20 protein-coding genes and 1 riboswitch are annotated in these 24,716 nt (G+C 58.5%); of the genes, 15 read left to right on the top strand and 5 right to left on the bottom strand.

Annotated elements, in window-relative coordinates:
- Positions 1-34: 34 nt before the first annotated feature.
- Positions 35-961, top strand: a complete 927-nt coding sequence (locus SP68_RS08010) for a LysR family transcriptional regulator (protein ID WP_162499947.1) — start codon at positions 35-37, stop codon at positions 959-961.
- An 82-nt stretch (positions 962-1,043) separates the two neighbouring features.
- Here SP68_RS08010 and SP68_RS08015 read toward each other — a convergent pair whose 3' ends face one another.
- Positions 1,044-3,020 carry an alkyl/aryl-sulfatase gene (locus tag SP68_RS08015; protein ID WP_040968739.1) on the bottom strand — a complete coding sequence of 659 codons (1,977 nt, stop codon included), beginning with the start codon at positions 3,018-3,020 and terminating at the stop codon, positions 1,044-1,046.
- Between the two features lie 202 nt (positions 3,021-3,222).
- Between SP68_RS08015 and SP68_RS08020 the strand changes: the two genes are divergently transcribed.
- Positions 3,223-3,858 (top strand): helix-turn-helix domain-containing protein, encoded by a 636-nt coding sequence (locus SP68_RS08020; protein WP_008804061.1) that lies wholly within the window; start codon positions 3,223-3,225, stop codon positions 3,856-3,858.
- 67 nt (positions 3,859-3,925) lie between these two features.
- Here SP68_RS08020 and SP68_RS08025 read toward each other — a convergent pair whose 3' ends face one another.
- A complete protein-coding gene (locus SP68_RS08025; protein ID WP_040968738.1) occupies positions 3,926-5,902 on the bottom strand; it encodes an alkyl/aryl-sulfatase in 1,977 nt (658 codons plus the stop codon).
- Positions 5,903-6,132: 230 nt separating this feature from the next.
- A riboswitch (TPP riboswitch) is annotated at positions 6,133-6,230 on the top strand.
- A 34-nt stretch (positions 6,231-6,264) separates the two neighbouring features.
- On the opposite strand from SP68_RS08025, the gene thiM reads away from it, so the two are divergent.
- The 3 genes from thiM (at position 6,265) to fbaB (ending at position 9,035) form a co-directional block, all read left to right on the top strand.
- Positions 6,265-7,038, top strand: a complete 774-nt coding sequence (gene thiM / locus SP68_RS08030) for a hydroxyethylthiazole kinase (RefSeq protein WP_012967567.1) — start codon at positions 6,265-6,267, stop codon at positions 7,036-7,038.
- Positions 7,035-7,835, top strand: coding sequence for a bifunctional hydroxymethylpyrimidine kinase/phosphomethylpyrimidine kinase (gene thiD / locus SP68_RS08035; RefSeq protein WP_040968737.1), 801 nt, complete (start codon positions 7,035-7,037; stop codon positions 7,833-7,835). Before thiM ends, thiD begins: the two co-directional genes overlap by 4 nt.
- Positions 7,836-7,982: 147 nt before the next feature.
- Positions 7,983-9,035, top strand: a complete 1,053-nt coding sequence (gene fbaB, locus SP68_RS08040) for a class I fructose-bisphosphate aldolase (RefSeq protein WP_004201578.1) — start codon at positions 7,983-7,985, stop codon at positions 9,033-9,035.
- A gap of 81 nt (positions 9,036-9,116) precedes the next feature.
- Here the strand turns inward: fbaB and SP68_RS08045 are convergent, their stop codons facing one another.
- A complete protein-coding gene (locus tag SP68_RS08045) occupies positions 9,117-10,058 on the bottom strand; it encodes a sugar-binding transcriptional regulator (RefSeq protein WP_008804065.1) in 942 nt (313 codons plus the stop codon).
- Between the two features lie 206 nt (positions 10,059-10,264).
- On the opposite strand from SP68_RS08045, the gene dalD reads away from it, so the two are divergent.
- The 10 genes from dalD to SP68_RS08095 all read left to right on the top strand — a co-directional run bounded on the left by dalD (position 10,265) and on the right by SP68_RS08095 (position 21,913).
- Positions 10,265-11,632 carry a D-arabinitol 4-dehydrogenase gene (dalD, locus tag SP68_RS08050; protein WP_012541055.1) on the top strand — a complete coding sequence of 456 codons (1,368 nt, stop codon included), beginning with the start codon at positions 10,265-10,267 and terminating at the stop codon, positions 11,630-11,632.
- Positions 11,633-11,641: 9 nt separating this feature from the next.
- Complete coding sequence (gene xylB / locus SP68_RS08055; RefSeq protein WP_022065384.1) at positions 11,642-13,105, top strand: xylulokinase; 1,464 nt, start codon at positions 11,642-11,644, stop codon at positions 13,103-13,105.
- A 70-nt stretch (positions 13,106-13,175) separates the two neighbouring features.
- Positions 13,176-14,453, top strand: a complete 1,278-nt coding sequence (dalT, locus tag SP68_RS08060) for a D-arabinitol transporter (RefSeq protein WP_040968736.1) — start codon at positions 13,176-13,178, stop codon at positions 14,451-14,453.
- A gap of 48 nt (positions 14,454-14,501) precedes the next feature.
- Complete coding sequence (locus SP68_RS08065) at positions 14,502-15,164, top strand: HAD family hydrolase (RefSeq protein WP_040968735.1); 663 nt, start codon at positions 14,502-14,504, stop codon at positions 15,162-15,164.
- A gap of 297 nt (positions 15,165-15,461) precedes the next feature.
- Complete coding sequence (locus tag SP68_RS08070; RefSeq protein WP_040968734.1) at positions 15,462-16,616, top strand: mandelate racemase family protein; 1,155 nt, start codon at positions 15,462-15,464, stop codon at positions 16,614-16,616.
- Between the two features lie 119 nt (positions 16,617-16,735).
- Positions 16,736-18,358, top strand: coding sequence for an ABC transporter substrate-binding protein (locus SP68_RS08075; protein WP_040968733.1), 1,623 nt, complete (start codon positions 16,736-16,738; stop codon positions 18,356-18,358).
- Positions 18,355-19,392, top strand: a complete 1,038-nt coding sequence (locus tag SP68_RS08080) for an ABC transporter permease (protein WP_040968732.1) — start codon at positions 18,355-18,357, stop codon at positions 19,390-19,392. Before SP68_RS08075 ends, SP68_RS08080 begins: the two co-directional genes overlap by 4 nt.
- A complete protein-coding gene (locus SP68_RS08085; RefSeq protein WP_040968731.1) occupies positions 19,389-20,294 on the top strand; it encodes an ABC transporter permease in 906 nt (301 codons plus the stop codon). The genes SP68_RS08080 and SP68_RS08085 overlap by 4 nt, the downstream gene beginning before the upstream one ends.
- A complete protein-coding gene (locus SP68_RS08090) occupies positions 20,266-21,129 on the top strand; it encodes an ABC transporter ATP-binding protein (RefSeq protein WP_040975965.1) in 864 nt (287 codons plus the stop codon). The genes SP68_RS08085 and SP68_RS08090 overlap by 29 nt, the downstream gene beginning before the upstream one ends.
- Before the next feature lie 10 nt (positions 21,130-21,139).
- Positions 21,140-21,913, top strand: coding sequence for an ABC transporter ATP-binding protein (locus SP68_RS08095; protein WP_040968730.1), 774 nt, complete (start codon positions 21,140-21,142; stop codon positions 21,911-21,913).
- Positions 21,914-22,152: 239 nt separating this feature from the next.
- Here SP68_RS08095 and yegS read toward each other — a convergent pair whose 3' ends face one another.
- On the bottom strand, positions 22,153-23,076 hold the full coding sequence (yegS, locus tag SP68_RS08100) for a lipid kinase YegS (RefSeq protein WP_162499946.1): 924 nt from the start codon (positions 23,074-23,076) through the stop codon (positions 22,153-22,155).
- A gap of 242 nt (positions 23,077-23,318) precedes the next feature.
- Positions 23,319-24,680, bottom strand: coding sequence for a prephenate-dependent tRNA uridine(34) hydroxylase TrhP (gene trhP, locus SP68_RS08105; RefSeq protein WP_008804076.1), 1,362 nt, complete (start codon positions 24,678-24,680; stop codon positions 23,319-23,321).
- Between the last annotated feature and the right edge of the window lie 36 nt (positions 24,681-24,716).

The raw sequence follows: 24,716 nt of genomic DNA on the forward strand, positions 1-24,716 counted from the left end.
CGGGTTATTGTGCAGGACCACCGTAGCGAACCCGATAATGAACGAACCCTGGCAGCGTCTGCCCGCGCTCTCTCTTAAACAGCTTCAGTATTTCGTCACCCTGGCCCAGCTGCGCCATTTTACCGATACCGCCAGTCGGCTGGCGATTAGCCAGCCGGCGCTGAGCAGCGCGCTGCGGCAAATTGAAACGGTGCTCGGCGGCAAGCTGGTCAACCGTACCGCTTCGGCGGTCACCCTGACTGAACTGGGGGCGGCGATTTTACCCCACGCCCAGCGGATCCTCAGCGTAGCGCAGGCGGCCTTTTTCGATATGCAGCAGATCGTCGAGGCGGGCGGCGACGGGACAGTGCGCATCGGTCTGGTGCCGTCGGTCAGTTCGCTGCTGTTCCCATTGCTGCCGCAGACCCTGGCCCAGGCCTTTCCGCGTCTGCGCATTGAATTTCACGATCAGACCAACGATGCGCTTATCCAGGCGCTGCTGCGCGGCGAGATTGATTTCGGCATCGGGGCGATCGACAGCTCAGTGCCTGCTGAACTGCTGGTCTATCCGCTGCGCGAAGATCCCTTTGTGGCGGTGCTGCACCGTGACGATCCGCTGGCCGCGCAGGCGCACTTGCCGTGGAAACAGCTGGTGGGGCGGGATATTGCCGTCTTCTCGAAGGGTAATATTCAACGGCTGGTGGCGGCATTAGTGGAGAGCCATCGCCTGACGCTGACCACGCGCTATCAGGTGGACTATATCGAAACCCTGTATGGCCTGGTGCGCTCGCGCTTAGCGGTGGCCATTCTGCCGGCGCTGTACACTACCCATCTGCAGGACCCGGCGCTCAAGATCGCCCACCTGCAGCAGCCGGCGCTGACCCGTACGGTGGCCCTGATGCGCGGCCCGCAGGCGCTGCCGCCGCTTATCGAAGCCTGTTTTTCCCTGCTGCAGGGAGAATTGCGTCGCGCTGATGCCTGATCCGCACATTGATTATCGTGGCGGGGGGATCAAAAAATCCCCCGCGGCCTGACCGGCGACGGGGGATGTCCGCGTTAAACGCTTATGGTGTGACGATATTGAACCAGAAGGCGAATGTGTCCATGTAGCTCAGCATCTCGTCGAGCTTAGCGCCATTACCGCTAATCTTGACCTTGCCCTGAGCTTCAGCCTGCTTCAGCGTTTCCTGCTTGAGGATAATCTTATTCAGGGTGTCGCGGCTGAGCGAGATGCTGGCGTCGGCATTGTCCGCCACCGCGTTGTCGGTATGGTTAAGCACGCCGTTTTCCAGCTCCAGTTTGTACTTGCCGCCGTCTTTACCCAGGTCGATATTAAAGACCGCTTTAGCCGCCCCGGCTTTTTCGCCGTTGATATGCACCCCGAGGTAATCGAAGAACATTTCTGGCGTCATCGCCCGCACGGTATCCGGGCTGGCGGTGTTCGGCGTCGGCAGTTTCTGCACGCCGTTACGTAGCTCCTGAGCGCCGGTGAGGTAGAAGTTGCGCCAGGTCCCGGCTTCCGCCTGATATCCGAGCTGCTCCAGGGCGTCGGCTTCCAGATCACGCGCCTGCTGATTGTCAGGATCGGCGAAGACGATTTTGCTGGTCACCTGGGCCACCCAGCGGTAGTTCCCCTGCTGGTAGTCGGCTTTGGCTTTCTGCATGATGGCATCGGCGCCGCCCATATATTCCACGAACTTCTTCGCCGCCTGTTCTGGCGGCAGCTCGTCGAGGGTGGCCGGGTTGCCATCAAACCAGCCGAGATAGAAGACGTAGGTCGCTTTCACATCGTGGCTAACGGAACCGTAGTAGCCGCGGCTGGACCACTGTTTCTCCAGCGAATCCGGCAGCTTGAAGTTGGCGGCGATCTCATCGCGGGTCATGCCTAAGTTCGCCATACGCAGGGTCTGGTCGTTGATATAGCGATACATATCGCGCTGACCTTTCATCAGCTTCACGATATTGTCGTTCCCCCAGGTTGGCCAGTGGTGCTGAGCGATAATCACTTCCGCCTCGTTGCCCCAGCGGTCGATGGCGGCGTTGATGTATTTCGACCACGCCAGCGGATCGCGGATTTTGGCGCCGCGCAGAGAGTAAGTGTTGTGCAGGGTATGGGTCACATCCTCTGCCGCCTCGATCATTTTCTTCTCTTTGACATACCACAGCATTTCCGACGGCGCTTCCGAGCCCGGCGCCATCATAAAGTCATAGGTCAGACCGTCGATCACTTCCTGCTGACCGGTATGGGTAATGTAGTGGGTCGGCGGGATCAGCGTAACGGTACCCGCCGAGGTGGTGGTGCCGAGACCAGCGCCGACCTGTCCCTTAGCGTCCGGCTTCAGCAGGTTGCCGTACATGTAGCTGGCGCGGCGGCTCATCGCAGTACCGGCCATGATGTTCTCGGAAACCGCTTCCTCCATAAAGCCGGCAGGGGCGTAAATCTTCACTTTACCGGCTTTCACGTCAGCTTCATCGATCACGCCACGGATACCGCCGTAGTGGTCCACATGGCTGTGGGTAAACAGCACCGCCACCACCGGTTTTTTCGGCCGGTGGGCAAAATAGAGCGCCAGAGCCTCTTTGGCCGGTTCGGCGCTCAGCAAGGGGTCGATGACCGTAATCCCGGTTTTGCCTTCGATAATGGTCATATTGGAAAGATCGAGATTTCGGATCTGGTAAACGCCGTCGGTAACTTTGAACAAGCCGCCGATATTGAGTAATTGTGACTGTCGCCACAGGCTGGGATTGACAGTGTCCGGCGCCTTTTCGCCTTCTTTGACGAAATCATATTTGGCGGGATCCCAGATAATATTTCCCTGTGCGCCTTTGAGCATCGCTGGCGGCAGGGGCGCGATAAAGCCCTGATGGGCGTTGTTAAAGTCAGTTTTATCCGCGAACGGCAGTTTGCGGTATAGCGCCTGATTCGCCTCACGCGTGGCCGGTGTGGCATCCTGTTGTGGCGCGGCGGCAAAGGTGGTTATCGACAAAGACGATAACATTCCGGCCAGCGCCAGGTTTTTCGCTATCTGATTTAATTTCATGACAACCTCTCAGGTAATTTATTCCGCGGAAATAAAGAAATATTTCCGTTTTTAAAAATGGATGGCTTGCGGTTTATTCTAAAGACAAATATTGTGCTGAATAGTCCCATATGGGACTGACAGGGAGTCGCTTAAGGATCCGCTCGTCTTCGCCGGTCGAAGGCTGCTATACTGTTGCTAACGGCGCAGGCGAGGGCAGAGGATGAATTTCCAGGAAATACATAGTTATTATAAAACGTTAGCCATAGCCGACTTTTTTGCCGATATCGTTACGGAAGGTGAAGAGATTATTCTCGCCGCTAATAAAAAATGGCGCCCGGAGTCGGGTTATATTTATTTTTGTACCGAGGGTTCGTTATCAATATTAATGCCGGATGATGGCTTGAGTATCGGTAATTCCATTGAGTATATGCCGATTGGCCTGATGGAGCGGTATTGCCCGCTGGCGAAATTTGAATATACAGGCAGTGGCCCGGTGACGCTGCGAAAAATCACTTACGCGGCCTTCGATCGTCTGTTTATTGAAAATCATCCGCAGCGCGTTGAGGCGCTGGCGAAAGTGCTGGTGTTCATGAGTATCTTTACCATCGACCTGCACAATGAACGCCGTCAGGTGACCAGCTATCAGACGATTCGCCCGATGCTATATCGCTATCTTTATCGACAGCACACCCATGAGGGTGAAAATGAGGGACTGGCGTTATTTATCATCAGGCGTACCAATCTTTCGCGCACCCATGTGTTTCGCGTGCTGGCGGACTTAAAGGCGGGGGGATACATCACCATGAAACGGGGCAAGCTTATCTCTATCGATCGCCCGCTGCCCGCGGACTATTGAACGACGCTGAGAAGGGTAACAAGGCGGGATCGCCGCCTTGTTACTCAGGATAGCCGTCAGCAGATCATTACGGCGTCACGATGTTAAACCAGAAGTCAAACTTGTCCATATAGCCCAGCATTTCATCGAGTTTAGCCCCGTTACCGCTGATTTTAACTTCCCCTTTCTCTTCCGCCTGCTTCAGGGTCTCTTCTTTGAGAATGATTTTATTCAGGGTGGCGCGATCCAGCGTCAGGGTGGCATCCGCCTCTTTCGCTTCCGCATTCGCGGTGTGGTTCAGCACGCCGTTTTCCAGTTCCAGTTTATATTTACCGCCGTCATTGCCCAGATCGATATTGAACACCGACTTCGCGTTACCCGCTTTTTCGCCATTGATATGGACCGCCAGATAATCAAAGAACATTTCCGGGGTCATGGCGCGGACGGTGTCCGGGCTGGCGGTGTTCGGGGTCGGGCCTTTCACCACACCGTTACGCAGCTCCTGGGCGCCGGTGAGGTAGAAGTTACGCCACGGGCCGGATTCCGCCTGATAGCCTAACTGCTCCAGGGCATCGGCTTCCAGATTACGCGCCTGCTGGTTGTTGGGGTCGGCGAAGACAATTTTGCTGACCACCTGGGCGACCCAGCGGTAGTTACCCTGGTCGTAATCTTCTTTCGCTTTCTTCAGGATCGCATCCGCACCGCCCATATAATCGACGAATTTCTTCGCCGCTTCTTCCGGCGGCAGTTCGTCGAGGGTCGCCGGGTTGCCGTCGTACCAGCCGAGATACAGCACGTAGGTGGCTTTCACATCGTGGCTGACCGAGCCGTAGTAGCCGCGGTTAGCCCAGGTGTTGGCCAGACTGTCCGGCAGCTTAAAGTTAGCGGCGATTTCATCGCGGGTCAGGCCTTCGTTAGCCATCCGCAGGGTCTGGTCGTTGATGTAACGATACAGATCACGCTGGCTCTTCAGCAGGTTAACCACGTTTTCGTTGCCCCAGGTCGGCCAGTGGTGCTGAGCCATAATGATCTCAGCCTTATCGCCCCAGCGAACGATCGCCTGGTTGATATATTTCGACCACGGCAGCGGTTCACGGATCTTCGCCCCGCGCAGCGAGTAGGTGTTATGCAGGGTATGGGTGACGTCTTCTGCGGATTCGATCAGTTTCTTCTCTTCGATATACCACAGCATTTCTGACGGCGCTTCGGAGCCCGGCGCCAGCATAAAGTCGTAGGTCAGGCCGTCGATCACCTCTTTCTGGCCATCCTTGTCAATAATATTGGTTGGCGCAATCAGGGTGACGGTACCCGCAGAGGTGGTGGTGCCCAGCCCGGCGCCCACCTGGCCTTTGGCCTCTGGCTTCAGCAGGTTGCCGTACATATAACTGGCGCGGCGACTCATGACGTTCCCGGCCATGATGTTTTCCGCCACGGCAGCTTCCATAAAGCCGGCCGGCGCGTAGATTTTCACTTTGCCGGACTTCACATCCGCTTCATCAACCACACCGCGCACGCCGCCGTAGTGGTCAACGTGGCTGTGGGTGTAGATCACCGCGACGACCGGTTTTTTACCGCGGTTTTTGTAATACAGGTCCATGCCCACTTTGGCGGTTTCTGCCGAGACCAGCGGGTCAACGACGGTGATCCCCTCTTTACCCTCAATAATTGTCATATTGGAGAGATCGAGGTTGCGGATCTGGTAGACCCCGTCGGTCACTTCAAACAGGCCGCTGATGTTAATCAGCTGCGACTGGCGCCACAAACTCGGGTTCACCGTCTCCGGCGCTTTTTCCCCTTCTTTAATGAAGGCATACTGGCCCGGATCCCAGATGACATTGCCTTGTTCGCCTTTAATGACTTCCGGCGGCAGGGCGGCAATAAAGCCTTTATGCGCATTGGTGAAATCGGTGTTATCGGAGAAGGGGAGTTGATTGTAGAGGGCATCGTTCGCTTTTTTGGTCGCTTCGGTCGCCTCTTTGGCTGACGTGTCCGCCGAGGCGGCGAAAGCGAGACTATTTAACAAACCCGCTAACGCTAACCCTTTTACTATCGGGGTCAATTTCATTGGAATCCTCATTAATGGCATGGTTTATTCGGTTTTACCGATTTAACGCAGGTGGTTGTTTGTTACAGGTTTTTTAAATATAACCATGCATTAACATTCATCCAGTTTTGCTTACAAAAAATGCGTGTTTTACTCCTTTTGTAGTACTTACATAAACGGGAAAAGAAATCAGGTCGGCTTGTGTTACACCGCCACATTTCGTACCCTGCTGACTGAAAATGTTGTACCGCTTTTATGACTCGGGGTGCCCTTCTTCGTTGAAGGCTGAGAAATACCCGTACCACCTGATCTGGATAATGCCAGCGTAGGGAAGTCAGAGACCGCAGGGTCATTGCTTCTACCTCGTCTGGCGGGAGCAAACCATGCCTGAGCTGCTGAATCCCGCGCCTGTCGCGCACCTGCGCCATCTGCTGCGCGCCCATTCCCCCCTTGTGCACTGCATGACCAATGATGTGGTGCAGACCTTTACCGCCAATGTTCTGCTGGCCGTCGGCGCCTCGCCGGCGATGGTGATCGATCCCCGCGAAGCGGCGCAGTTTGCCGCTATCGCCGATGCGCTGTTAATTAACGTCGGTACCCTGACCGAAGATCGCGCCGTGGCGATGCGCGCCGCGGTGGAGCACGCCCGTCAGGCCGGCAGGCCCTGGACGCTGGATCCGGTGGCGGTCGGCGCCCTGACCGTGCGCACGGCCTTTTGTCATGAGCTGCTGGCCCTCCAGCCGGCGGCCATTCGCGGCAATGCCTCTGAAATTCTGGCGCTGGCCGGGATGAGCGCCGGCGGGCGCGGGGTGGATACCACCGATACGGCCGCCGCGGCGCTGCCGGCGGCCCAGGCGCTGGCTCGCCGGCTGGCTACCGTGGTGGCGGTCACTGGCGAGGTGGACTACGTCACCGACGGCGAGCGGGTGCTCAGCGTGGCGGGGGGTAATCCGCTGATGACCCGGGTGGTGGGCACCGGCTGCGCGCTGTCGGCGGTGGTGGCGGCGAGCGCGGCGCTGCCGGGAGACCGGCTGGAAAACGTGGCCGCCGCCTGCGGGCTGATGAAGCAGGCCGGGGAGATCGCCGCCCGTCAGGGAGGCCCTGGCAGCTTTATTCCGGCGTTTCTCGACGCGCTGTATCAGGAGGTGCAGGGATGAAATGCATCAACGCCCTGACCATCGCCGGCACCGATCCCAGCGGTGGGGCCGGTATCCAGGCCGATCTGAAAACCTTCTCCGCGCTGGGGGCCTATGGCTGCTCGGTGATCACCGCCCTGGTGGCGCAGAATACCCGCGGCGTGCAGTCGGTCTATCGCATCGAACCGGATTTTGTGGCCGCGCAGCTCGACTCGGTGTTCAGCGATGTGCGTATCGATACCACCAAAATCGGCATGCTGGCGGAGACCGATATTGTGGAAGCCGTGGCCGAGCGGCTGGCGCGCTACCGGGTGGCCAACGTGGTGCTGGATACCGTCATGCTGGCGAAAAGCGGCGATCCGCTGCTGTCGGCCTCGGCGGTGGAGACCCTGCGTCAACGATTGTTGCCGCAGGTGTCATTGATCACCCCGAACCTGCCGGAAGCGGCCGCGCTACTCGATGCCCCCCATGCGCGCACCGAGCGCGAGATGCTGGAGCAGGGGCGGGCGTTGCTGGCGCTGGGCTGCGGCGCGGTATTAATGAAGGGCGGCCATCTCGACGACGCCGAAAGCCCGGACTGGCTCTTCACCCGCGAAGGGGAACAGCGGTTTACCACGCCTCGCGTGCAGACCAAAAATACCCACGGCACCGGCTGCACGCTCTCCGCCGCGCTGGCGGCGCTGCGCCCCCGTCATGCGGACTGGGCGGCCACCGTCGCCGAGGCGAAGGCCTGGCTGTCGGCGGCCCTGGCGCAGGCCGACTCTCTGGAAGTGGGCCACGGCATCGGGCCGGTGCACCATTTCCACGCCTGGTGGTAAATGGCAGCGCAACGGGACAGCAGAATCTCCTGAAAAAATGGCCCCCCGGCTGGAAAATAGGCTAAGTCGGTACCAGGCTTAACCTGCCCAAAAAAATTGGGTTGGGATAATGCATGCCGGCTTCGGCCGGCCTTACGGGAGATTGCTATGACTGATATTACGCAGTTGCTGGGCAAAGATGCCGAGAGCCTGTTGCAGCACCGTTGTATAACCATTCCGGCCGACCAGCTGTATCTGCCTGGGGCAGATTATGTTGATCGGGTGATGGTGGATAATAACCGACCACCGGCGGTGCTACGCAATATGCAGACCCTGTACAATACCGGACGCCTGGGAGGAACCGGCTACCTTTCCATTCTGCCGGTTGACCAGGGCGTGGAGCACTCGGCGGGCGCCTCCTTTGCCGCCAACCCGCTGTACTTTGATCCGAAAAATATCGTCGAGCTGGCGATCGAAGCCGGCTGTAACTGCGTGGCGTCGACCTACGGCGTGCTGGCCTCGGTGTCGCGCCGCTACGCGCATCGCATCCCTTTCCTGGTGAAGCTCAACCATAACGAAACGCTGAGCTACCCCACCGAATACGACCAGACCCTCTACGCCAGCGTTGAGCAGGCGTTCAATATGGGGGCGGTGGCCGTGGGAGCGACGATCTATTTCGGCTCGGAACAATCGCGTCGTCAGATAGAAGAGATTTCCGCCGCCTTTGAGCGGGCCCATGAGCTGGGCCTGGTCACCGTGCTGTGGGCCTATCTGCGCAATTCGGCGTTCAAGAAAGATGGCGTCGACTATCATGTCTCCGCGGACCTGACCGGTCAGGCCAACCACCTGGCGGCCACCATCGGCGCCGATATCGTTAAGCAAAAAATGGCGGAGAATAACGGCGGCTACAAAGCGGTTAACTTCGGCTATACCGACGACCGGGTGTACAGCAAACTGACCAGCGATAACCCCATCGATCTGGTGCGCTACCAGCTGGCCAACTGCTATATGGGCCGCGCCGGGCTGATTAACTCCGGCGGCGCGGCGGGCGGGGAGACCGACCTTGCCGACGCGGTGCGCACAGCGGTGATCAATAAACGCGCCGGCGGTATGGGGCTGATCCTTGGTCGCAAAGCGTTTAAGAAATCGATGGCTGACGGCGTGAAGCTGATCAATGCCGTGCAGGACGTCTACCTTGACGGGAAAGTGACTATCGCCTGATAAGCACGAGTATCGTTGGGATCCCCGGTGGCGCGACGCGCACCGGGGTTACCGTTGTGTATGCGCCTTCAGGCCGCGCCGTTACCGCGTCAGCAGCCAGCGGGCGGTATGTTCATCGGTCACCAGACCATTGATCCAGCCGCCTTTAAGGGCCGCCAGGATCGCCGGTCGTTTGTATTCTCCACAGGCCGCGGCAATACGCGGGCAGTGGTTCTGACGGATATCATAGCTGGTGATCATGCGGTTGATCTCGCTGTCTACCACGTGGCCTTCCGCATCGATAAACCGTCCGAGGATCTCTCCGATGCCGCCGCGCGCGGTCAGCTCATCCATTTGCGCCTGATTGATAAACCCGTCTTTAAAGATCGGACTTTGCGTGCCCAGGGGACCAATGCCGACAAAAATCACGTCCGCCTCTTGTGCGACGCCGGAGACGCTGCGGAATAAGCGGTTGGTGCACCACATCTCATGCTCCTCCGCGCTCTGGGCGTAGCGCGGCGCCGGCCACTGATAGTACTTGGCCTTAATTTTGCGGGTCAGCAGCAGGGGCACGTCATCGTAATAATTGCACTGCCCGTCGGCGTTCATGGCGCTGATCAGCGCCACGCAGCGGGTATTCAGGCTGTCAAAATCGATGCGCTGCAGCGCTTTTTTCAGGGTCAGGCCCGAGCCCAGGCCGATGATTTTCTCCTTATCATCCTGCAGATAGCGAGCCATCAGCTGATAGCAGCCAAACGACACGCTGTCGAGGGTGCTTTCTTCGCTAAAGGCGGGGACCACATTGCACTCGATCAATCGATACTTTTCCTGCAGCAACTGCGCATAATCGAGGCAGTTTGCTACCGGATGGTGCAAATTAATCGACACTATCCCTTCTTCTTTCGCGGCGGCGATCAGCCGTTGCACCACCGGTCTGGAGGTGCCCAGCTGGCTGGCAATCTCGCTCTGATTCTGACCGGCGATGTAGTACATCCATGCGGCACGCACCTTCTGATCCAACCGGATATCGTCTTCTTTACTCATGGTTTCCCGCCCTAAGTTGCTGACCAGGGCTCGCAATTGGCCCGGCGAATACCCGCATTCTCGCCGTGGTTGGCATAACTGGCAAGCTTTTGCTCTTGTCTGGTCATTTGTAATTTAATTGGGTAATTGTTCTTTTGTGATCCGTGGCTCTTATTTTGGTCAAATGATCAATTACAGTGGCGCCATCAACTCAAGGAGAACAGAACATGAACAATCAATTCACATGGCTTCATATCGGTCTGGGTTCTTTTCATCGCGCGCATCAGGCGTGGTATCTGCATCGTCTGATAGCGTCCGGGGATAAGCGCTGGCACATCGCGGCAGGAAATATTCGTAACGACGCCGAGCAGGTGGTGCAGGCGCTGGCGGCGCAGGGAGGACGTTACGTCCTGGAGACCGTCAGCCCGGAAGGGGAGCGCGAATATGAAGAAATTACTTCTATCCAGAAATTGCTGCCGTGGCAGGCCGGGCTGCAGCCGCTGATTAACGAAGGGGCGAACCCGCAGACCAAAGTTATCGCCTTTACTGTGACGGAAGGGGGGTACTACCTGAACACCCGCCATCAGCTGGAAACCAGTAACCCCGATCTGCAGGCCGACCTGCAAGGCGAGTGCAAAACCATTTATGGCACCCTCGCGCGGATCCTGGAGAAGCGCATGGCCGACGACGCCGGGCCGCTGACCCTGCTCAACTGCGACAACGTGCGCCACAACGGCGAGCGTTTCCACGACGGCATGGTCGAGTTCCTGCAGCTCACCGGCAAACAGGCGGTGATTGACTGGATGGCGGCCAATACCACCTGTCCGAACACCATGGTGGACCGCATCACCCCGCGTCCGGCGGCCGATCTGCCGGCCCGTATCAAAGCGCAAACCGGGATTGATGACAAAGCGCCGGTGATGGGGGAGACCTTTATCCAGTGGGTGGTGGAGAACCACTTCCGTGATGCCCGCCCGAACCTGGAAGCGGTCGGCGTGGAGATGGTCGAGTCGGTCATCCCGTATGAAGAGGCGAAAATCCGCATTCTGAACGCGTCGCACAGCTGCATTGCCTGGGCGGGAACCTTAATTGGCCAGCAGTATATTCATGAAAGCACGCTGACCGATGCTATCTACGCCATTGCCGACCGCTACGTCACGGAGGATGTCATTCCCTGCCTCGGCGATAACGGCATTGATCTGCCCACCTACCGGGATGTGGTGCTTAAGCGCTTTACCAACCCCTATATCCAGGACACCAACCAGCGCGTCGCCGCCGACGGCTTCTCGAAAATTCCGGCGATGATCGCCCCCACGCTGCAGGAGTGCTATCAGCGCGGCGTCCGCCCTGAGGCGACCGCCATGCTGCCGGCGCTGTTCTTCGTCTTTATGGAGCAGTGGCATAAGGGAACGCTGCCCTATCAGTACCAGGACGGCATCCTGGATGCGCAGGCGGTGCATGAGATGTATGAGGCTCAGGATCCGGTGGCTGTCTATGCCCGCGATAAAGCCCTGTTTGGTGACCTCGCCAACAACGCGGATTTTCTGGCGCTGATGCGCGAGAAAGTCGCCGCCGTTTACACGCTGATTAAATAAGAGGTGGCTATGTATCTGGGTATCGATCTCGGCACATCGGAAGTCAAAGCGCTGGTCATTGATGAGAACTATGAGGTTATCGCCAGCCATAGCGCGCCGCTGAGCATTCAGCGGCCCCATCCGCACTGGTCAGAACAAGCGCCGGAGCTATGGTGGGAGGCGACGGAGTACCTGATGAGCACGCTACGGGAAAAATGCGCGCAGCACTGGCCGGCCATCAAGGCGATTGGCCTCTCCGGACAGATGCACGGCGCGGTGTTGCTGGATGAAGAGGGGGAGACGATCCGTCCGGCCATTCTGTGGAACGACACCCGCTGCGCCGCAGAGTGCGCCGAGCTGGAGGCGATGGCGCCGGAGCTGCATCAGGTGGCGGGCAACCTGGCGATGCCGGGCTTTACCGCGCCGAAGCTGCTGTGGGTGCGCCGTCATGAGCCGCAACACTTTCAGCGCACCGCAACGGTGCTGCTGCCGAAGGATTATCTGCGCTATCGGATGACCGGGAAGAAAGTCTCCGACATGTCGGACGCCGCCGGGACGCTGTGGCTGGACGTGGCGAAGCGCGACTGGTCCGACGCTCTGCTGGACAAGTGCGGCCTGTCGCGCAGCCACATGCCGACACTGGTCGAAGGCTGCGAGGTTTCCGCCACCCTTGATCCGCAGGTGGCGGCGCGCTGGGGGCTGAACGCCTCGGTGGTGGTGGCCGGGGGCGGGGGGGATAACGCGGTTAGCGCCATTGGCGTCGGCGCGGTCTCGCCGGGGGATGCGTTTATTTCGCTCGGCACCTCCGGGGTGCTGTTTGTGGTGACCGACGCCTATCGTCCGGCGCCGCAGTCGGCGGTACATGCGTTTTGTCACGTGCTGCCGAACCTGTGGCACCAGATGAGCGTCATGCTGAGCGCCGCCAGCTGTTTGCAGTGGTTCTGCCGCCTGACCGGCACCACGGAGGTGGCGCTGCTGGCGGAAATTGCCGAGCTCAGCGAGGAGGAGAAAGCCCACGCCCCGTTCTTCCTGCCCTATCTCTCCGGCGAACGTACCCCGCATAACGATCCTGACGCGCGCGGCATGTTCTGGGGCATGACCCACGCCAGCCTGCGCGCCCAGCTTGGCTACGCGGTGCTGGAAGGGGTGAGCTTCGGTATCAACGACGGCCTGCAGGCGTTGAAAGAGAGCGGTACGCCCATCGCGCAGTGCTCGCTGGTGGGCGGCGGCGCCCGCAGTCCTTTCTGGGCCCAGCTGCTGGCCGACATTCTCGCTATGCCGGTGGTGACCCATAAAGGGGGAGAGACCGGCGGCGCGCTGGGCGCGGCGCGGCTGGCCTGCCTGGCGGCGGGCAAACCGATTGCCGCGGTGTGTGAAAAACCGGAAGTCTGGCAGACCTGGCGTGCGGATCCCGTTCGCCACCACACCCTGATGCAACGCTACGCGCAGTTTAAAGACCTGTATTTAAACGACCTGAATTATCGGCAGCACTGATTTTCATCATAACAGCCGCTTCGTTGCACATCGCGGAGCGGCCACCCTGTACCCTGAAAACGAGGTCATTATGTCTATCAATAATAAACAGTGGCTCGGTTTACCCCTGAACCTGCTCTGGGGATACATCGCCATTGCCGTATTTATGACCGGCGACGGTTTTGAATTAGCCTTTCTGTCGCACTATATCAAAGCGCTCGGCTTCTCTCCGGCGGAGGCCTCCTTTGCCTTTACCCTCTACGGCCTGGCCGCCGCGCTATCGGCGTGGATTTCCGGCGTGGTGGCGGAAATTATCACCCCGCTGAAAACGATGATGATTGGCTTCGTGCTGTGGTGCGTGTTCCACGTGCTGTTCCTCGTTTTCGGCCTCGGTCACGCCAACTATGCGCTGATCCTGATTTTCTACGGCATCCGCGGCTTCGCCTATCCGCTGTTCCTCTACTCGTTTATCGTGGCGATTGTCCATAACGTCAAAAGCGACAATGCCAGCTCGGCCATCGGTTGGTTCTGGGCGGTCTATTCCATCGGCATCGGCGTGTTCGGCAGTTATATTCCGAGCTTCACCATTCCGCACATTGGCGAACTGGGGACTTTATGGCTGGCGCTGGCCTTCTGCGTCACCGGGGGCGTGATTGCCCTGGCTTCCCTGCGCCATATTCAAACGCCGCAGCATATGCAGAATCTCACCACTCGCCAGAAATTTTCCGAGCTGGGACGCGCCGCGACGCTGCTCTATACCAACCGCAATATTCTGCTGTCGAGCATGGTCAGGATTATCAATACCCTCTCGCTGTTCGGTTTTGCGGTCATTATGCCGATGATGTTTGTCGATGAGCTGGGCTTCACCACTTCAGAATGGCTCCAGGTATGGGCAGTCTTCTTCTTCACCACCATTTTCTCTAACGTGCTGTGGGGGATCCTGGGGGAAAAACTGGGCTGGATGAAGGTGGTGCGCTGGTTCGGCTGCATCGGGATGGCGCTCTCCAGCCTGGCGTTTTACTACATCCCTCAGCACTTTGGCCATAGCTTTGCGATGGCGCTGATCCCCGCCATCGCCCTCGGGATCTTTGTCGCCGCCTTCGTGCCGCTGGCCGCTGTGTTCCCGGCGCTGGAGCCGAAGCACAAAGGCGCGGCGATTTCGGTCTATAACCTGTCGGCGGGGATGTCGAACTTTCTCGCGCCGGCGATTGCCGTGGTGTTGCTGCCGTTCTTCAGCACCATCGGGGTGGTGATCGCCTACACCGCATTGTACGTGGTGGCCTTTTTCCTCTGCGCCTTTATCCGCGTGGAGCAGCCGGGGTTCTCCCACAAGGAAACAACCGCCCGCGAGCAGGTTGAATTCTCTTAGGTGATGCGGCTGGCATGAAGCGCATGCCAGCCTTAATGAGGTGAACGAATGAGTATGCAGGCGGTTATTTTTGACATGGATGGCGTGATTATTGATTCCGAGGCGCTGTGGCGCCAGGCGCAGATTGACGCCCTCGCGCAGTGGGGGGCAACGGCGAGCGTGGATGAGTGTGAAACCCTCACCAAAGGCAAACGCCTCGACGAAATCGCCGGCACCTGGTGCCGCTATTTTCAGCTTGATCTCGACCCGCAGCGGCTTGAAGCCGCGATATTGCAGCGTATTACCGGCTTGATCGCCACCGAAGGCAAGCCGATGCACGGCGTGCATGAGGCGTTACGCTATTTTCGCGAGGCGGGCTATCAAATTGCGCTCGCCACGTCATCATCCCGCCAGGTTATTGCCGCTGTGCTGAACAAGCTCTCGCTCTGGCACTTTTTCGACGTGGTTTGCAGCGCGGATGATGAACCACGCGGCAAACCGCACCCGGCGGTGTACCTGACGACGCTGCGCAAGCTCAATCTCAACGCCAGCCAGTGCCTGGTGATTGAAGACAGTTACAACGGTTTTTGCGCGGCTCAGGCCGCTGGCATTCCAACGGTGGTTGTCGCCGAAGATAGCCGACAGGGGCGCTATCAGGCCGCTGTCGGCCGCTATCAAACTTTACCTGAACTGCTGGAAGCGCTTAACGCCGAGCCAGCGACGGTCGCATAACTTACGCTTTCGTGAGCGCAGAAAATTCCGGGATGTACACGGTCGGTCACTCTCTTTTCTGCGCTCACGCCCTTTTTTCTCCATGCCGATCCGCCTCACATTTCGCTCATCTTTTGTGAAAACAGTCACGTCTTGTTGTGCCAATGCCCAAATTTATGGCCTTGCTTAGCGGTGTTTGTCCGAGGCACTGCTACGTAATTGTGCTTAGATTATATATTGAAACATATTTTCAATAATGTGAAACCGCTTTGCCGATTTACCTCTGTCGATCGGATTTGGCCGTGATAAGGATTGAGCATGAAAATTGAATCTGTGAATGTCACCGTTTTCCAGTATCCCACTCGTCGGGTTTCCGACAGCGCCGGGCACTCCCATCCGGGGGCTGAAAGCATGGCCAAAATGGCGATGCTGACCATCACCGCTGATGATGGGGCGCAGGGTTTTTCGTTTGCGCCTCCGGAAGTCGTGCGCCCGTTCGTGGTGAATACTTTTTTTCGCAAAGTGCTGGTGGGGCAGGACCCGTTTAACCGCGAGCGTATCTGGCAGGATCTTAACCACTGGCAGCGCGGCAGCGCACATCAGCTAACGGAGCGCGCGCTGTCGTTTGTTGAACAAGCGCTGTGGGACCTGATTGGCCGCAGCCTCAGGATGCCGGTCTACAAGCTGCTTGGCGGCTATCGCGACACCGTCCCGGCTTACGGTAGCACCATGTGCGGCGACGATCTACCGGGCGGCCTGTCGACCCCGGAAGAGTATGCCGCCTTTGCCGAAAAGCTGGTCGCCCGCGGCTACAAGGCCATCAAACTGCACACCTGGATGCCGCCAATCTCTTTTGCGCCCAATCCCAAAATGGATATTAAAGCCTGCGCGGCGGTGCGCGAAGCGGTAGGGCCGGATATTGACCTGATGATTGATGGCTATCACTGGTACAGCCGCGCCGAGGCGCTGTGGATCGGCAAAGCGCTGGAAAAACTCAATTTCGCCTGGTTTGAAGAGCCGATGGAGGAGGATTCGATGTCCTCCTACGCGTGGCTGGCGGAAAACTTGTCGATTCCCATCGTCGGGCCGGAGAGCTTCGGCGGCAAGTACCACATGCGCGCCGAATGGGTGAAAGCCGGAGCCTGCGACATTCTGCGCGCCGGCGCTAACGGCGTGGGGGGCATTACCCCGACCATGAAGGTGGCGGCGCTGGCGGAATCTTTCGGCATGGATTGCGAAGTCCACGGCAACGGCGCGGCAAGCCTGGCGGTGGTCGGCGCGATCCGTAACTGCCGTTGGTATGAGCGCGGCCTGCTGCATCCGTTCCTCGACTACGATGAACCGGCGGCCTATCTCAACAGCATTGTCGACCCGATGGATGATCAGGGATTTGTGCATTTATCACAACGTCCGGGCCTCGGCGAAGACATTAATTTTGCGTATATCGAAGCCAATACCGTTAGCCACGACTGATTTAAAAAAATAAATGCCCGATGGCGCTGCGCTTATCGAGCCTGCGGCCCGGTAGACCGGATAAGGCGAAAATGCCGCCATCCGGCAACATGTACCCTACAGTACAGGCAAACAGAGATATGAAAAAAACCTCCTTACTGGGAGCGTGTATTCTCGCGCTCGCCATGTCGATGGGGAGCGGAGAGGCGGTGGCGAAAACCCCGCCCGACCAGCTGATCATCGGGATGAATATGAATAACCTGCTCACCCTTGACCCGGCGGCGATGACCGGTAACGAAGTGGTGGGGATCGTGGTCAACCTCTACGACTCGCTGGTGGAGCTGGACCCTGAGCAGCTCACCACCGTTAAGCCCGCGCTGGCGAAATCCTGGGATATCAGCCCCGACGGCAAAACCCTGACCTTTCATCTGCGCGACGACGTCAAGTTTCACTCCGGCAACCCGCTGACCGCCGCCGACGTCGTGTGGTCAATGCGGCGCATCCTGCACCTCAACCTGGCCCAGGCCTCGGTATGGAAATCCTATGGCTTCAGTAAGAAAAATATCGACAGCCAGGTCAGCGCGCCGGACCGCTTCACGGTGCAAATCGTATTACCCAAAGATAACGATCCGCAGCTGGTGATTTACTCGCTGGCGGCGCTGGGCAACCTCGGGGTGCTGGACAGTAAAACGGTGCAAAGCCACCAGCAGGATAACGATTGGGGCAACCGCTGGCTAACCACCCATGAAGCCGGTTCCGGGCCGTTTACGCTGGAAACCTGGCAGGCAAAAGAGGTGCTGCGCATGAAGCGCAATCCTGACTACTGGCGCGGCGAGGCGAAAATGAGCCGCGTGGTGCTGCGCCATTTCCAGGAGTCGCAAACTCTGCGCCTGATGATCGAAAAAGGCGACCTCGATATTGCCAACAACATGGCGGTTTCCGATATCAACGCCCTGCGCAGCGACCCGCAGCTGACCGTCGATGCGGTGCAGCGCGGCACCATGTACTACGTGGCGATGAGCATGAAAGAGGCGCACTTCGCCAATCCGAAAGTGCGCGAGGCGGTGCGCTATCTGATTGATTATCAAGGTATCAATAAAGCGCTGATGCCGGGCTACGGCGTGCTGCACCAGCGGCCGATTAAGGCGGGCATGCCATCCACGCTGCCCGACCCTGGCTATAAGCTGGACGTGGCGCGGGCGAAAAAGCTGCTGGCGGAAGCAGGATATCCCAACGGCTTTGATACCACGCTGCGGGTACTCTCCGATCAGCCATTTCTTAACATCGCTATCGCCGTGCAGTCGACGCTGATGCAGGCGGGGATTAACGCCAAAATCATCACCGGCACCGGTAACCAGATCTACGGCGCGATGCGTGAGCGTAAATTTGACCTGCTGGTAGGTCGCGGCGGCAGCGGGATGGAGCCGCATCCTCACTCCAGCCTGCGCGCGCTGGTCTATAACCCGGATAACAGCGATAAGGCGCGTCTGACCAACTTCCAGGGATGGCGTACCGGTTTTTACGACCCGCAGCTTAATACGATGATTGACCAGGCCCTGCTGGAACGCGATCCGCAAAAACAGGTGGCTGACTACCAGGCCATCCAGACACGCTACGACCAGCTGGTTCCGGCTTTAATTCCGCTTTCGCAGATGGTTGATTCGGTCGTCGTGCGCAACGAGGTACGGGAGTATCAGCCGCACCCCTCCGCCACCACTTTTCTGCGTGACGTCTATAAAGTCCGCGAAGGAGAGAAAGGATGAGTACCGCAATCCTTGCGCCCGGCTCACGCGGCCGGCGCTTATCCAAACGGCTACTGCAGGTGGTGATTACGCTGTTCGGCCTGCTGCTGCTGACCTTTACCATTGGCCGCGTCATGCCCATCGACCCGGTGCTGGCGATTGTCGGCCCGGATGCTGACCAGAGCACCTATCAGCAGGTTTACCAGCAGCTGGGGTTTGATAAATCGCTGACCACCCAGTTTGGTATCTATTTCGTCAACCTGCTGCACGGCGATCTGGGCAATGCGCTGCTGACCGGGAAACCGGTGGTGGACGATATTATCCGCGTCTTCCCGGCCACCATGGAGCTGGCAACGATGGCGATTATTGTCGGCGCGGGTCTTGGTATTCCGCTGGGCGTGTTGGCGGCGGCGCGGCGCAATAGCGTCTCCGATTATGTGGTACGCATTATCAGCCTGGCGGGCTACTCGACGCCGATCTTCTGGGTCGGAATGATGGGACTGCTGGTGTTCTATGCCTGGCTTGGCTGGGTAGGCGGCGCCGGGAGGGTAGATCTCGGGCTGGATGGTGTGGTGCCGCGCCGCACCGGCCTGATGACCGTTGATGCGCTGCTGGCAGGCAACGGCCAGGTGTTCTGGAACGCCATTAATCATCTGATTCTTCCCGCCTCGCTGCTGGGTTTTCACTCGCTGGCTTATATCAGCCGTATGACCCGCAGCTTTATGCTGGCCCAGCTGTCGCAGGAGTTCATTATTACCGCGCGGGTGAAAGGGCTGACCGAGCGTCAGGTTATCTGGAACCATGCGTTTCGTAACATCCTCGTGCAGCTGCTGACGGTAGTGGCGCTGGCCTACGGCGCGCTGCTGGAAGGCGCGGTGCTGATTGAAACCGTCTTCTCATGGCCGGGTTTCGGCTCCTACCTTACCGGTAGCCTGCTGCTGGGCGATATGAATGCGGTGATGGGCTGCGTGCTGCTGGTGGGCGCGATCTTCGTGATGCTCAACCTGCTCTCCGACATGCTGTATCAATTCTTTGACCCGAGGACAAAATCATGACCGTTTCTCTGGATTCGCCGCTTTCGGGCGGTGCGGGCGAAGGCCGTCAGCGGCTGCAACGCGCGGCGGCGCGGGCCGTCGGGTTTATCGGCAAAATGGCGCGCAATCCGCTCACGGCCATCGGCGGAGGCATTATCTTTCTGCTGCTGGTGGTGGCGATTTTCGCGCCGCTGATTGCGCCTTATAACCCGCTGGTACAGGACCTGAATAGTGCGCTGGTCGCGCCGAATACACAGCACTGGTTCGGCACCGATGAGTTTGGCCGGGATATCTTTAGTCGCCTGGTGTACGGCTCCCGCATCACGCTCTATATCGTGCTGCTGGTCTCGGTGACTGTCGGTCCGCTCGGGCTGCTGCTGGGCGTCAGCGCTGGCTATTTCGGCGGTAAAGTCGATATGGTGCTGATGCGCGTCACCGATATTTTCATCTCCTTCCCGAGTCTGGTCCTGGCGCTGGCGTTTGTCGCCGCTTTAGGACCGGGGCTGGAGCACGTGGTTATCGCCATCACGCTGACCGCCTGGCCGCCGATTGCCCGTCTGGCGCGCGCCGAAACGCTCTCTCTGCGCCAGGCCGATTTTATCTCCGCCGTGCGTCTGCAGGGCGCTTCATCGGCCCGCGTCCTCTGGCGCCATATCGTGCCGCTGTGTCTGCCCTCGGTCATTATCCGTATCACCATGAATATGGCCGGGATCATTCTGACCGCGGCCGGCCTCGGCTTTCTCGGCCTCGGCGCGCAGCCGCCAGAGCCGGAGTGGGGAGCGATGATCTCCAGCGGGCGCACTTATATGATGGAGTGCTGGTGGGTCGTAACCATTCCGGGGCTGGCGATTCTGATCAATAGCTTAGCGTTCAACTTCTTAGGAGATGGCCTACGTGACATCCTCGATCCCCGCAGTGAATAATGTACCGCTGCTCGACGTGCGCGATCTGTGCGTCGACTTTGTTAACGGTAGCGCGGTGACCCACGCCGTACGCGGCGTCTCCTTCCAGCTGGGGCATGAGAAGCTGGCCATTGTCGGCGAGTCCGGTTCGGGTAAGTCCACCGTTGGGCGCGCGCTGCTGCAGCTGCATCCGAAAAAGGCCCGCGTCAGCGCCAGCCGGATGCAGTTTGCCGACCTCGATCTGCAGCATCTAAGCGAAGCGCAGATGCGCGGCGTACGCGGCAAACGTATCTCTATGATTATGCAGGACCCGAAATATTCGCTTAATCCGGTGGTCTGCGTGGGTAAGCAAATCGCCGAGGCCTGGCTTACTCATCATCCCGGGCGCAAAGATGAGGCGAAAGCCAGGGCGCTGGAGATGCTGAAGGTGGTGCGTATTCGCCAGCCGGAGCGCGTTTATCAGCTTTATCCGCATGAAATATCCGGCGGACAGGGGCAGCGCATCATGATCGCCATGATGCTGATTACCGACCCGGAACTGATCATTGCCGATGAGCCCACCTCCGCGCTGGACGTGTCGGTGCGCCTGCAGGTGCTGGGCCTGTTGGATGACCTGGTTCAGTCGCGCGGGCTGGGGCTGATTTTTATCAGCCACGATATCAACCTGGTGCGCAGCTTCTGCGACCGCGTACTGGTGATGTACGCCGGACGGGTAGTGGAGTCCATCGCCGCTAAAGATCTCGATAACGCCCGTCACCCCTACACTCAGGGATTGATTAACTCGCTGCCGGATATGCTGCATCGTCGCCCGATACTGCCGGTGCTGCAGCGTCAGGCCAGCTGGTTAACGGATTAAGGAGCGGATAATGATTGAAGTTCAACATCTCAACCTCGCGTTTGGCGAGGGGGAGAAGCGTAACCAGGTGCTGTATGACGTCAGTTTCCACGCTAAGCCCGGCGAGATCTACGGTCTGGTAGGAGAGTCCGGTTCCAGTAAAACGACGGTGCTCAAGTGCCTGGCGGGGCTGTTTACCCACTGGCAGGGGGAACTGACCATCGATGCTCAGCCCTTAGGGCATGAAATTAGCCGCGAGCGCTGCCGTCAGGTGCAGATGGTATTTCAGGACCCCTACGGATCGCTGCATCCCCGTCACACCATTGGCGATATCCTCGAAGAGCCGCTGCAGATCCATCGTTTCAATGACCGCGACCGGCGGATCAATGCGCTGCTGGATAAAGTTGGCCTCAACCGCGCTTTTCGTGAGCGCTATCCGCATCAGCTCTCCGGCGGGCAGCGGCAGCGCGTGGCGATAGCCAGAGCGCTGATTCTTGAGCCACAGGTGCTGCTGCTGGATGAGCCGACGTCGGCGCTGGATGTGTCGGTGCAGGCTGAGATCCTTAACCTGCTGGCGGAATTGCAGCGGGAGGCGAAGCTCACTTACCTGATGGTCACCCACGATCTCGGGGTTATTGCCCACTTATGCCAGAAAGTGGCGGTGATGCAGTACGGGAAGATCCTCGAAACCCTGACGGTCGATGCGTTGGTCAGCGGCGAGGCGCGGACGGCCTATACGCAGATGCTGGTTAACGCCAGTCGGCAATATACGCGCGAAATGGCGCGCGAGGTGGCGGACTACTAAGCTTGATGGCGCATTGTCTCACGGCAGATGCGCCCATTTTAATGGGTAATTATTTGATATTATGTGAGTTTGAGGTTGTAGATATCGTCTATTAATGTAAGTGCGGTGTTTGGATCGATATCCTGCCCAGGTTTTTCCGGCAGCCGCAGGTGCCGTTTTACCTTAACATTCAGAGGCTCAATCAACGAACCCGGCTGCTGTATACCAGCCGGGCGCCGTCTTTGCTTTGCGAAGCCTGATCAACGTAGCAGCGGGCAGTCGGGCGGCAGCCGGCAGCGCAGGGCCGCCGGTAACAGCTCCATGCGGAAGGTTTTGCCGCTGAGCGGCTCGCCGTCGAGGTTAAACGTCATCTCATGGGGCGCGGTTATTTCAAACCACGAGGAGACACCGTCAACAATATTCGGCGAGTTTTCCGGATTCGCCAGGGTGCTGAACAGGGCAGGGATCAGCTCTTCGCCGGTGAAAATGCGCAGATGCAGCAGGCCATCGTTAATCAACGCCTCCGGGCACAGCTGCTGGCCGCCGCCGGCCTGGCGGCCGTTGCCGATGCCGATGACCAGCGCATCGCCCTGCCAGTGAAAGTTCTCCCCGCGGATCTCGCAGCGGTCCGGCTTCAGGGTATCCATACGCATCAGACCATGGATTAAATAAGAGACACCGCCGAGCGCGGCTTTGAGTTTTTCCGGCGTTTCGGTGGTGATTCGGGTGCCGAACCCGCCGGTCGCCATATTAATAAAGCCGGTTTTATCATTCACCCGGGCGATATCTATCGGCACATCGCGGCCGACGATCGCCAGCTTGAGGGCGCTGGCCAGATCCTGCGGAATGCCGACGCTGGTGGCAAAGTCGTTGGCCGTGCCCAGCGGTAAAATCCCCAGCGCCATCTTGCTACCGCGCTCCACCAGCGCCATCTTGCTACCGCGCTCCACCAGCGCGGTCGCCACTTCATTAATGGTGCCGTCGCCGCCGCCGGCGATCACCGTTTCAACGTTCAGCTGCAGGGCTTCATCGATAAACCGCACGGCATCGCCCTTTTCCCAGGTGACGCGGACGTGAATATCGATCCCTTCGTCGCGTAACAGGTTAACCGCCTCGCGTAACTGCGGTTCATTGGCACCTTTGCCGTTAAGGATCAGTAAGCTGGCAGGAAACGTAGACATCATCAAGGGAACCTTTATTGCTTAATGTTGCATAAAGTGTACCGCATGACGCAAGCGAAGACCGGAGGAGAGGCAAAAAAATAAGCCCGCGTAAGGGAGATTACGCAGGCTAAGGAGGTGGTTCCTGGTACAACTAGCATTTATGGGTTATGTTTTTCAGCGAAATGGATGATACCTGTTTCGATCGAAACGGTATGTGATCCGATTCTAATATCCTTACATCATGAAAAAATAACGCAAATTAACTAGTTACCGTGCGGATTTCTGGTTGTCTGACCAGTGAAGTTGCGCATCAGCAGCGCATACTGCAGGGGCAGGTCGTCCGGCACAGGCAACCATACGGTATAGCCGTCGCCCGGGGCCACCGGCATGGCTTCGCCTTTGCCATTTTCCATATGCTCGAGGGTGAAGTTGACGTTACCCTGCGGGGTCATCAGCTCGAGGCTGTCGCCGACGCTGAACTTATTTTTGACCGCCACGGCCGCCAGCGGGCCGTTACGCTCCCCGGTGAATTCGCCGACAAACTGCTGGCGCTCGGAGAGGGAGTAGCCGTACTCATAGTTCTGGTAATCGTCATGGGTATGGCGGCGCAGGAAGCCTTCGGTGTACCCGCGGTGGGCCAGTCCTTCCAGGGTCTCCAGCAGGCTGGTATCAAACGGTTTTCCGGCGGCGGCATCGTCGATCGCCTTGCGGTAAACCTGGGCGGTACGCGCGCAGTAGTAGAAGGATTTGGTGCGGCCTTCGATCTTCAGCGAGTGAACGCCCATCTGGGTCAGACGCTCAACGTGGGCGATAGCCCGCAGATCTTTCGAGTTCATGATGTAGGTGCCGTGCTCGTCCTCAAAGGCGGTCATATACTCGCCCGGACGTTTGGCTTCCTCAATCATAAAGACTTTATCGGTCGGCGCGCCGATGCCGAGGGTGGGCTCCACGGTCTGCACCGGGATCGGCTCATATTTGTGGACGATGTTACCGACGTCGTCCTCTTTGCCTTCCGCCACGTTGTATTCCCAGCGGCAGGCGTTGGTGCAGGTCCCCTGGTTCGGGTCGCGCTTGTTGATATACCCGGAGAGCAGGCAGCGGCCGGAGTAGGCCATGCACAGCGCGCCGTGGACGAAAATCTCAATCTCCATCTCCGGCACCTGGCGGCGAATCTCTTCGATTTCATCCAGCGACAGTTCACGCGACAGGATCACCCGGGTGAGCCCCATCTGCTGCCAGAATTTGACCGTCGCCCAGTTGACAGCGTTGGCCTGCACTGAAAGATGGATCGGCATCTCCGGGAAGTGTTCCCGCACCAGCATGATTAAACCCGGATCGGACATGATCAGCGCGTCCGGCCCCATCTCCACCACCGGCTTCAGATCGCGAATAAACGTTTTCAGCTTGGCGTTATGCGGGGCGATGTTGACCACCACATAGAATTTTTTACCCAGCGCGTGGGCTTCATTGATGCCGAGCTGCAGATTTTCGTGATTGAATTCGTTGTTACGCACGCGCAGCGAGTAGCGCGGCTGGCCGGCATAAACGGCATCGGCGCCATAGGCGAAAGCGTAACGCATATTCTTCAGCGTTCCCGCCGGGGAGAGGAGTTCTGGTTTAAACATGGTGTTCTCGTTCTGATGACAGGTCAGATTCGCCGC

This window comes from Klebsiella variicola (assembly GCF_000828055.2).
Classification (GTDB): Bacteria; Pseudomonadota; Gammaproteobacteria; order Enterobacterales; family Enterobacteriaceae; genus Klebsiella; species Klebsiella variicola.

Excerpts from the sequence above, each read along its gene's own strand:
- SP68_RS08015 (WP_040968739.1), bottom strand. The coding sequence starts at position 3,020 with ATGAAATTAAATCAGATAGCGAAAAACCTGGCGCTGGCCGGAATGTTA.
- SP68_RS08020 (WP_008804061.1), top strand. The coding sequence starts at position 3,223 with ATGAATTTCCAGGAAATACATAGTTATTATAAAACGTTAGCCATAGCC.
- SP68_RS08025 (WP_040968738.1), bottom strand. The coding sequence starts at position 5,902 with ATGAAATTGACCCCGATAGTAAAAGGGTTAGCGTTAGCGGGTTTGTTA.
- thiM (WP_012967567.1), top strand. The coding sequence starts at position 6,265 with ATGCCTGAGCTGCTGAATCCCGCGCCTGTCGCGCACCTGCGCCATCTG.
- thiD (WP_040968737.1), top strand. The coding sequence starts at position 7,035 with ATGAAATGCATCAACGCCCTGACCATCGCCGGCACCGATCCCAGCGGT.
- fbaB (WP_004201578.1), top strand. The coding sequence starts at position 7,983 with ATGACTGATATTACGCAGTTGCTGGGCAAAGATGCCGAGAGCCTGTTG.
- SP68_RS08045 (WP_008804065.1), bottom strand. The coding sequence starts at position 10,058 with ATGAGTAAAGAAGACGATATCCGGTTGGATCAGAAGGTGCGTGCCGCA.
- dalD (WP_012541055.1), top strand. The coding sequence starts at position 10,265 with ATGAACAATCAATTCACATGGCTTCATATCGGTCTGGGTTCTTTTCAT.
- xylB (WP_022065384.1), top strand. The coding sequence starts at position 11,642 with ATGTATCTGGGTATCGATCTCGGCACATCGGAAGTCAAAGCGCTGGTC.
- dalT (WP_040968736.1), top strand. The coding sequence starts at position 13,176 with ATGTCTATCAATAATAAACAGTGGCTCGGTTTACCCCTGAACCTGCTC.
- SP68_RS08065 (WP_040968735.1), top strand. The coding sequence starts at position 14,502 with ATGAGTATGCAGGCGGTTATTTTTGACATGGATGGCGTGATTATTGAT.
- SP68_RS08070 (WP_040968734.1), top strand. The coding sequence starts at position 15,462 with ATGAAAATTGAATCTGTGAATGTCACCGTTTTCCAGTATCCCACTCGT.
- SP68_RS08075 (WP_040968733.1), top strand. The coding sequence starts at position 16,736 with ATGAAAAAAACCTCCTTACTGGGAGCGTGTATTCTCGCGCTCGCCATG.
- SP68_RS08080 (WP_040968732.1), top strand. The coding sequence starts at position 18,355 with ATGAGTACCGCAATCCTTGCGCCCGGCTCACGCGGCCGGCGCTTATCC.
- SP68_RS08085 (WP_040968731.1), top strand. The coding sequence starts at position 19,389 with ATGACCGTTTCTCTGGATTCGCCGCTTTCGGGCGGTGCGGGCGAAGGC.
- SP68_RS08095 (WP_040968730.1), top strand. The coding sequence starts at position 21,140 with ATGATTGAAGTTCAACATCTCAACCTCGCGTTTGGCGAGGGGGAGAAG.
- yegS (WP_162499946.1), bottom strand. The coding sequence starts at position 23,076 with ATGATGTCTACGTTTCCTGCCAGCTTACTGATCCTTAACGGCAAAGGT.
- trhP (WP_008804076.1), bottom strand. The coding sequence starts at position 24,680 with ATGTTTAAACCAGAACTCCTCTCCCCGGCGGGAACGCTGAAGAATATG.